Below are 8,673 nucleotides of genomic sequence, written 5' to 3'. Positions count from 1 at the left end.
TGATGTTTTTCGACACCCCAGACGTCCCGCGTGGAGGCATTCCACCATTGTTCGGTCAGCAGGAAGCCCTGGTGCCAAAGGTTGTAGGGCCAGCGCTGCCAGTCCGGCGCGGCAAAGCGCCGGTCCGCGACCGGCAGGTCGGCAGCCTGGGCGTGGGCACTGCCCATGTAATGCAGCAGGCGGTTGGCCTGCTGCAGGGCCAGGCACAGTAATTCAAGGCGTTTGCCGGGGGAAACGGCCAGGTGCGCGGCCCAGTCGATGGCGGCCAGCAGTCCCGAGGTCAGCGATAGTGATCCGCTGGAACGGGCAAGGGCCGCGTGCACCTGCATGTCCAGGCGCAAACTCGGACTTAGTGGTGCGACTGCTTCAGTATCAGCGGTTACTAGCGTTCCTGGCTCAGCGGGCCAGCGTTGTTCCGGGGCGTTCATGCGTTGAGGCGGGCGCGGCCACGTTCATGCTGTTGCTGGCAGGCGAGACAGCGCTTGGCGGTGGGATAGGCGAGCAGGCGTTCAACCTCGATCTCGGCGCCGCAATCCACGCACAGACCATAGCTGTTGTCTATCATGCGTGAGTGGGCCTCCGTGATGTCCAGCAGTTCGTGCAACTCCTGGTCCGATATTAGCTGCCGGATGCCGAGCCGGTCAGACCGCTCGTCATCGGCGAAATCGTCTGTGCGTATGCACTGGCGCAGGGAAGTTTCGGCCTCGTCCAGTAAGGATCGAAGCCGGATGAGCTGGGTTGTCGAAAGATGTCGCATGGGCGCTCCAAGAACGTGCCCCGAAGTCGATTGAGCCGGGGATTGCATGGGGCAACTCTGCGCCATGCTCCATCAGACGCTACTGATTTAGGTCAAAACGCGCAGGAGGAGTAGGTAATTTCCTCTGCCAGAACTTGACCTGCATCAGTTTTACGCCCGGTGCGATCGGTAAAATCTTTATATAACTTCCAGACATCGTGAACGTTGCGGGTGTGCAGAAACTTGCTGGTCACCTTGCAATTGGGACACCGTATCGATTGCGACCTTAGAAGAAATCCCATGCGCACATCCAATCAGGAACTCATCTTCTTCGAAATCGAAGAGATGGCGCGCGAGCATCGGCAGATTTTGAAAGGCTTCGCCCATCTGGCTGCAGTGCCGGAAGCCGAATTTGCAGTGGCTTACGGCCGGTTGCTGGACCAGATCGAGGCAGACTTCCGGGCCGAGGAAAGCATCATGGAAAAGATCTGTTATCCGGATCTTCGTAACCATCTGCGGGACCATGCCAACCTGCTGGGAATCTTGCACAAGGCCAGGCTCTATCGACGAGGGGGACATGTCCTTCGCCGACATGGTCAGAGGGACGATGCCGCTGATGCTGGTTCATCACATGACCATGATTGACATGACACTGGCCGCCGCGATTGCGGGCTTCGTCAAGAACGAAGTGGAACAAGGCTGATGATTGCAGATGCGCTAGCGATCATGTGGCAATGATCTGACGCAACTCTGTACTCATCAATCATCAAGCGGTGCCAATTTCGGAAAGGAAATCCCATGGCTGCCCCCAATATGAATAAGTTTGCTGATCTCTGGCTGGCCTGTGCCAGCCATCAAATCGAGGCCAGCGTGGAGCTCGGCGCCAGCACGCTGGAATACATGAGCAAGATCCATGACCTAGAGACCAATTTCCTGCGCCGCGAGACAGGCAATGCGATTCTTCTGACCAAGCAATGCGTAGAGGCAAGAACACCGCTGGAAGCCGCCTCGATGATGGCAGAGCGCTGGCGCGTTGAACTGCAGGAAAGCGCGGTCTTTGCCAAGCAGTTGGGAGAGCTACTCGGCGACGTCACCGTCAAGCTGAATCACTCGATGCAACAGAGGATGATCGAAGTCAACAAGGAGTGCGTTAGTTGCTTGCATGGCGCCGGCAATCGCCGCTTGCCTGGCAATGCTGATATGGCGCAGTTCTTCGACAAGAGCTTCCAGGAGCTGCCGGGCATGTTCGGCAAGATTATGGAAAGCGGCAAGCAGATCACCGAGGCCTGGAGCGACGGCCTCAAGCATGTCGTACCGCAAATGCTCGCCGCGGCCAGCGTTGCCAACGATCATGCCGCCAGGAAATCGGCGAGCAAGGCCGTCAATGCCGAATCCTGATGCGGGGCGCTGCCTGCGTACCTGCCTGACGGTTCAGTGCGAAGGCAGCGCCCAGTCGGGCCGCTCAGGTGTTCCCGTGTCCAACACGATGATGTAGCGCCCCGCCCCTGTCACGTCACCGACCGGCATGGCAGGCACGATGCGCATGCCGGCATTCCTGGCGGCTTGGTACTCCGCATCCAGCACTCCGTGTTCGTCCAACAGTTGATTCAGGGACGCCGGAATGCGGATGCAGCCCTTGGACTGGCGGGTCCCCAGCAGGGGTTCGAGCAGGGCGGGATCAGTCGCGTGCATCTGCAGACGTATGGTGCTGACGCCGCCCTTGCCCCATCCACGGGTGGCGATCTTCCACCCAAGGTCGAACACGCGCATGCCGCGCACGCCATAGCCCCGAATACCGTGCGAATTCCTCGTTCCCACCGCCCGATAGTCGGGATTGTCGACCGTGTGCCGATGAATGCCGGTCGGCGTCAGGAAGTGATCAAAGCCGGCAGGCCGGCCAGTCGATACCGGTGTCGCGCCGATCAGCTGGCTTGGCTGCCCGTTTTCCATCCAGTACAGGAGCGCCGCCTGCACGCTGGCGGCGCGATCAATCACAAGGATGTATTGGGGTTCGTCAAGGCTGATTCCGTGCTCTTGCAGCATTGAACGCGCCAATTCTAGATAGCGTAGCTGTTCACCCTCTGGCAGCTGCAATCGCGGATGAACTTCGGCGGCGAACAGACGGGTCAGTTTTGGTGCATCGATTGAAACGGCCGCACCAGCGGTGGTCTGGGCCACGCCGGGTAGCGCCACGATTGCTACAGCAACCGCTGTTGCCAGGCTGGTGACGAATGAATAGCAAGATGACATGCAGTTCCTTTTGTTTTACACGCTGGCGAGACGTTCAAGACTCTGGATATACCCAAGAGGATGAAGCAGCGAATAGCCGCGGAATGATTTTAGTGCGACATTAGCAATGCGATATCCGTATGTTCGAGCATGAATCCCGTCGTGCCTCCGCGTAGCACGTTGCGCCAGCGCGGATGCGCAGATCCGCCCATGACGACCATGTTGGTATGTCTGTTCCTGGCCATCGCTGCCAGACGTTGACCAACGTCATCCATTCCGTTGTCACAGCACACCGTAGGCGGAATGGCCACGCTTTTCAGGTAGTCGATGGCGTCGTCGAGTGTCGCTGGAATCGCGGTCCTGGAGGGGGGCGAAGGTGGCCAAGGTGACCCGTTGCACCGGCTCCAGAAAGGGGCTCGCCTGCATCCGCGCACGAAATGCAGCGTTGCTGCCGTCATAAGCGACGATGATGTTGGAGCCGAATTGTGCCTGCGCGCCGACGATCAGGATTGGGCAGGAGGTATTCAGCACCACGAATTCACAGAGGCCGAGATGCCCGGGCGGTGGCGTCGCGCCATTGGCATGGTGGCTCATGATCACCAGGCTGGCACCCTGAGCGGTCCGGACCAGGGCCGCAGCCGCATTGGTATTGGACAGATGACGCCATACCGCAACAATGCCATGGCGTACCAAGAGAGCGCCGAAGTACTGCATCACCGCCACGGCGGCGCGATAGGTGTCGGCCGCCTGACCGGGCGAGAGCGTCGGATCCAGGTGGGCCAGTCCGGTGGCGTAGACAGTGATGATCCTGCAGTTCCATTCGCGCGCTAGTTTGGCCGCGACCTCCGCCCGGCATTCGAGCGCATCTGCAAGGTCGAGGTGGACGACGATTAGGGGGGACTGACATAGGTGGCCTCCGTTCTCGGATGGATGATAAAGATCATGTTGGCGCCATCTACGGGTTCTGTTTTGATCCATGTCAGTTCTTTCGGGAAGGCGGGGAATAGGATGAAAGCACTGTCCGCCCTCAGGAGATTGAACGATGAGTATCTTCCAAAAAATCCTTGTTCCAACCGATGGATCGAAAGTTGCTGAAAGAGCCGTTGAGGCGGCCATCCAGTTCGCCAAGGAAAACGGCAGTAGCCTAGTCGGCCTGTCGGTAGCAGAGGATATCGTCCAGTGGGCGGTGATCGACGGCACGGCCATCAATTATCTGCAGGTGGAAAACGAGATCCTGGAAAACGCCAGGACGAACGTAGCCAGGCTAGCCGAGCTGGCGAAGAACGCCGGCGTACCCTGCGAGGTCTTTACCGTGAAGGCCATCCACCCTTACGAGGAGATTCTGGCGTATGCGTCGCGGCATCATTGCGACGCTATCTTCATAGCCTCGCACGGCAGGAAAGGGATGGAAAGATTCATCCTCGGAAGCCAGACCCAAAAGGTTCTTTCTGGCGCGACGATACCGGTCCTGGTCTTTCGCTAGGGCGCTCGCCTGCGAAGGCCGACAGACATGTTGAATCTTCTCAAGGGAGCACGATGATGAAAAGCGACCATCAATTGCGGCAGGAAGTCATGGACGAACTGGCCTGGGATACGGCCTTCGATGACAATTGTATCGGCGTGGAGGTGGTGGACGGTATCGTGACACTGACTGGTCATCTTTCCAGCTATGCGCAAAAGTGCGCCGCCGAACGCGCGGCCTTGCGGGTGAACGGTCTGAAGGGATTGGCGGTGGAAATGGACGTACGTCTACCCGGGAGCAGCCAGCGGCTGGACAGCGACATCGCGGCGTCGGCGAGGAACGCCCTTGAATGGAACGTCGTATTGCCGCGGGAAGGTATCCAGATCAAGGTGGAGGGGGGCTGGATCACTCTGACAGGCCAGGTCGAATTCGACTACCAGCGTGAAGCGGCCGAACAGTCGTTGAGAAACCTGTTCGGCCTGATCGGCATCAGCGACCAGCTCAAGGTGCAAGCCCGGGCAGTGCCGCGGGACATCAAAAGCAGTATCGAAGCAGCCTTGCAACGACGGGCGCATGTCCAGACCAAGGCCTTGTACGTCACCGTAAATGACAGGGTGGTGACCCTCACTGGCATGGTCAGCTCCCTTGCCGAACGACAAGAGGCACACCGGGCGGCACTGCATACACCGGGAGTGGAGCGGGTCATTGACGACATCGTCGTGGTATAGGACAAGACCTTCAGAGGTTGCCAAGGGCAGAGAACAAGAACGAAAAAAGAAAAGCTATCCAGATAGAAAACAGACCAGAACGGCGATAAGAGGAGATGCAATAAGAAAATGAGAGTGGGGCGTGTCCGAATTTTTGTGTAAACGGGATTTCGTTTAATTCGTAGAGATACGTTCACCGAACTGGATAGTAATGCAACTTCCTTGGGCCGATGCGGATAAGAAATCCGCGCTTTAAAAGACGCGCGGTCTCTAGAAATTATTTGGCCGTCCTGAATAATGGATTCGTGCCGGGAGCGGTGTTTGAATCGCCAACATTGCGATCATTGCTCAGGTTTGAAATGCTAGCGCATCGACGCGATGGCTGCCCCGTTCTATTACAACATAACGGATTTCGTTAAAATTCTGGTGAGGGACTTGAGTCAAGAATCTTCGGAGACCATTAGGTGCTGCTTGATGTTGCTGTCTTCTGATCGAGCACAAAGAAATGCCCCATCTCAATTTCGTGCGCTTTCGCGCAGATTCGCTCCGTCTGATCTTGTTCGTACTGATTCCATGAGACGGCGCCGCTGGCCAGCTCTTCGAGATCGTGAGGTGCTAGCACATGCACTTTGCGTACACTGACCTCGATCAGGCCAGTTTTCCGGAATCGGCTAATGAGACGACTTATGCTCTCATTGGTCAGCCCAAGGAAGAGTCCGATATCAGTCCTGCTCATGTGCAACGTGAAATCGTCTGCGGAGTGGCCGCTGCGTGATGAAATGCGGGACAAGTCCAAGATGAAGGTTGCAAAGCGCTGCTCCGACTTGGATTTCAGTAATAGGCTTTGCCGCTGCATCAGCGTCACCTCATCGCTCAGTCGTTGCAGGACTTGATGCTGCAGGCTAGGAATCTTCCTCGATAAATATTCAAGTCCACCGACAGAGGTTTCGCAGATCTGACTGTCTTCGAGTGCGATCGCATCGACCTCATAGCGTGTGCGCGATGCGCTCCCCATACCTAGCAAGTCACCGACATGATGGAAAGCAATTATATCCACGCCACCATTAGGGGACATGCGCACAGTCTTGAAGCTACCCATGCGAATGATGAAGAGCTTTGTACATTCGTCATGTGCACGATAGGCAAACTGGCCCCGCAAGATCCGGCGGCGGCGTCCTATTAGATGCTCGAATTGTTCTATCTCCGAGGCACTAAGATAGTGGGGAAAGCACCGTCCTTGCACAATGCAGCTCGTGCAAGTTAAAACGGGAAACAAGTGGCTACTGGCTGTGGTGTCGGACGTACTCATGTGTGCTCCTCGCCCCCAGTAGTTGGCAGCTCGATAGTATAGTGGGCACTTGCTGGCGTTCCCCTCGTACGAACGCTTTCCTGTTACATGCTACAGATGATAGGTAGGTTGGTGGTCTAGTTGCATGACCAAATCTACGCCTCTGGTTGCAAGGACGATCGTCTTTCCCTGAATACGCTCGGGACCTTCATCAGCTTGCTTAGTGTGGCCAATATCCGCAAACTGCCGCGGTTAGTCTAGATAGGCGCATGCCCAGAAGGCGGGAAATTCTGACACTTAGGAACCGTATTTCCCAAGATCACGCTGTTCATCTCATCCATATCATTCTCTAATGAGAAAGATACCAAAGCATCTCAACGCAGGGACTGAAGAATTGGATAGACAGCAGAGCCGGGATGGGGAAGAAAATCAAGCGTGGGGCGTTTCCAGAGCCTTGATTCGCGAAGGAATATACGGACCATACTCCTATTGCTTGCTAAGGACATGGGAAAACTCCATTTATTTTTCTATTAGGATGATAAGACCTATAGCATAACAAGCTGGTTGCCTGTTCTACTCGATAAGAGCTGAGTTGCCTTGACCCAGTATGACGGACACTTTCGATAGGTATGATGTCCCCATCGGAGGTATTAAATGGCACGTGAACGACGGTTATTTTCTGAAGAGTTTAAGCTCGAAGCAGTCAAGCTGGCAGGCTAGCCTGGTGCAATTAAAGCAGGTATTGCCCGCGACCTCGGCATTGGCGCTAATTTTTAGGACGCTGGTGTCGAGAAGCCAATGTAGGCGGGCATGCAGGCGGCACAGGGAAGGTTGCTAGCCAAGATTATGAGCGCATTCGGCGTGAACTGGCGAAGGTTAAGATGGAGCGCGACATATTAAAAAAAGCGCTCGGCTACTTCGCAGCAGACATCAAGTGAAGTGCGGTTTATCGCCAAGCACCGAACCATAGCCCCTCATAAGTGGACATTAACGCGCAGCCCGATAACGAAATTGGTCCAACGCTTCATGTGCAAATTGTATCCACTCAAACAGATAGAGTGACTCCCACACCGTCTGATGCGGCTACCACTGCGCGAATGTTGATTTGCATCCAATTCTGGCCCATTTCTAGAATGATGCCCTCGGCTTGTGCCAGCGGCTGGTGATGAAGTGATTCGCTTTTCGAGCACATCAGGGGGAGAGAGCGCTGACGACACGAGGCCTCTATATCGGTCCCAGTGTACGCCGAGAGGAGCCCGAGTGAAGGCTGATTTCGGTCACGATCTCAACTCACTCTATTTTACTTTTACTTTTTTGCGTCCCATTATGATGCGCTGGGGAGCATTAATGTCCCCGGTAATTTGCTGACCGACAGATCCATGGATCGTCATCTGGACAGTGCGCTTGTGAGTTTGCGATGGCGGTGACGCGTCAGAGGTGCTTATCCCCTCAACCATACCGAGTAAGCGAGCCTTTCCAATTAGGTCAAGACTACGGAATCGAGCAAGTAATTGCTCCTCATCCAGGGAAAGTGTCTGGCCGCTTCTTATACCTGTCACGACAAATTGCACGTCAACACCTAAACGAGCAACTGCCTGCAAATAACCTGCGTCCGGGCGGCGTTCATCTTGTTCGTAAAACAATTGCGCACGGCGCTGCACGCCTCCTATGGCTGCAAATTCAGTTTGATTAAATCCCAGTCGGGTTCGTTCCGACTTGAGGCGTTCCCCAATTGTGTTCATAAAGACGCATAAATCGATTGACATGGGTCCATTTGGACTCTATATTGACGCCATTGCTAAGTGACGTGTACAACCAATTATCCCATATGCCTACCTTCTCCAAGCACGTATCCCGCCCCCACACCGATACTTCGGTGGCCGTTACCTTCCGCCTTGAAGCTGATGAAGAACAACGACTGGCTGAGCTGGCACGCCAGGATCTGCGCACGCGCTCGTCTTTTGTGCGCCTGTTGATATTGCGCGGCATGGCCGCCTACGACAAAGACGTCAAAGCCGAACGGGCTTGATCTTCGGAGGCTGCCATGTACGACGATCCCCGCAAAATCCGTCACCGCCGCATCGTAGTGCGCGTCAACGACGACAACTACGACATCATGAAAGCCCTGGCGCAGTACCAGGGTGAAAACCTGGCCACGCTGGCCCATGATCTGTTGATGCATCAGGCCATCGCCCTGGCGCAATCCTATTCGATGCCGATCTTATCCGAGCAGAACGTGCAAGCCAAGGCG

Annotated in this window: 12 protein-coding genes; 6 read left to right on the top strand and 6 right to left on the bottom strand. The window is 55.7% G+C overall.

The genetic code is table 11. The features are described from left to right. Both BTM36_RS23260 and BTM36_RS23255 read right to left on the bottom strand, forming a co-directional pair. The coding region (locus BTM36_RS23260; RefSeq protein ID WP_254427074.1) for a poly-beta-hydroxybutyrate polymerase N-terminal domain-containing protein at positions 1-329 on the bottom strand (329 nt) is incomplete at its 3' end. A gap of 95 nt (positions 330-424) precedes the next feature. Then, positions 425-757, bottom strand: coding sequence for a TraR/DksA C4-type zinc finger protein (locus tag BTM36_RS23255; RefSeq protein WP_077238144.1), 333 nt, complete (start codon positions 755-757; stop codon positions 425-427). Positions 758-1,036: 279 nt separating this feature from the next. Between BTM36_RS23255 and BTM36_RS23250 the strand changes: the two genes are divergently transcribed. Continuing rightward, positions 1,037-1,381, top strand: coding sequence for a hemerythrin domain-containing protein (locus tag BTM36_RS23250; protein WP_254427073.1), 345 nt, complete (start codon positions 1,037-1,039; stop codon positions 1,379-1,381). A 153-nt stretch (positions 1,382-1,534) separates the two neighbouring features. Then, positions 1,535-2,134: a hypothetical protein gene (locus BTM36_RS23245; protein ID WP_254427072.1), complete on the top strand. Its 600-nt coding sequence runs from the start codon at positions 1,535-1,537 to the stop codon at positions 2,132-2,134. A 33-nt stretch (positions 2,135-2,167) separates the two neighbouring features. Here the strand turns inward: BTM36_RS23245 and BTM36_RS23240 are convergent, their stop codons facing one another. Both BTM36_RS23240 and BTM36_RS28060 read right to left on the bottom strand, forming a co-directional pair. Beyond that, positions 2,168-2,986, bottom strand: coding sequence for a L,D-transpeptidase (locus BTM36_RS23240; RefSeq protein WP_077238143.1), 819 nt, complete (start codon positions 2,984-2,986; stop codon positions 2,168-2,170). Positions 2,987-3,247: 261 nt separating this feature from the next. Further along, entirely contained in the window at positions 3,248-3,943 is a 696-nt protein-coding gene (locus BTM36_RS28060) for a universal stress protein (protein ID WP_139347258.1), read from the bottom strand. A 64-nt stretch (positions 3,944-4,007) separates the two neighbouring features. Between BTM36_RS28060 and BTM36_RS23230 the strand changes: the two genes are divergently transcribed. Continuing rightward, the gene (locus tag BTM36_RS23230) at positions 4,008-4,448 is read left to right on the top strand and encodes a universal stress protein (RefSeq protein WP_077238141.1); all 441 of its coding nucleotides are present in this window, start codon (positions 4,008-4,010) and stop codon (positions 4,446-4,448) included. A gap of 53 nt (positions 4,449-4,501) precedes the next feature. Continuing rightward, complete coding sequence (locus tag BTM36_RS23225; RefSeq protein ID WP_306460544.1) at positions 4,502-5,155, top strand: BON domain-containing protein; 654 nt, start codon at positions 4,502-4,504, stop codon at positions 5,153-5,155. A 439-nt stretch (positions 5,156-5,594) separates the two neighbouring features. On the opposite strand, the gene BTM36_RS23220 is transcribed toward BTM36_RS23225, so the two are convergent. Beyond that, entirely contained in the window at positions 5,595-6,443 is an 849-nt protein-coding gene (locus tag BTM36_RS23220) for a helix-turn-helix domain-containing protein (RefSeq protein WP_077238140.1), read from the bottom strand. Positions 6,444-7,717: 1,274 nt separating this feature from the next. After that, entirely contained in the window at positions 7,718-8,188 is a 471-nt protein-coding gene (locus BTM36_RS23215) for a helix-turn-helix domain-containing protein (protein ID WP_254427071.1), read from the bottom strand. 62 nt (positions 8,189-8,250) lie between these two features. Between BTM36_RS23215 and BTM36_RS23210 the strand changes: the two genes are divergently transcribed. Together BTM36_RS23210 and BTM36_RS23205 are read left to right on the top strand one after the other, a co-directional pair. Next, a complete protein-coding gene (locus tag BTM36_RS23210; RefSeq protein ID WP_077238139.1) occupies positions 8,251-8,451 on the top strand; it encodes a hypothetical protein in 201 nt (66 codons plus the stop codon). 15 nt (positions 8,452-8,466) lie between these two features. After that, positions 8,467-8,673: hypothetical protein (locus BTM36_RS23205; RefSeq protein ID WP_077238138.1), on the top strand; the 207-nt coding region annotated here is incomplete at its 3' end.

The organism is Herbaspirillum sp. VT-16-41 (assembly GCF_001994935.1).
GTDB lineage: Bacteria > Pseudomonadota > Gammaproteobacteria > Burkholderiales > Burkholderiaceae_D > Herbaspirillum > Herbaspirillum frisingense.
Note: the sequence above shows the minus strand (reverse complement) of the source record. Positions and strands in the feature narration are given on the sequence as shown.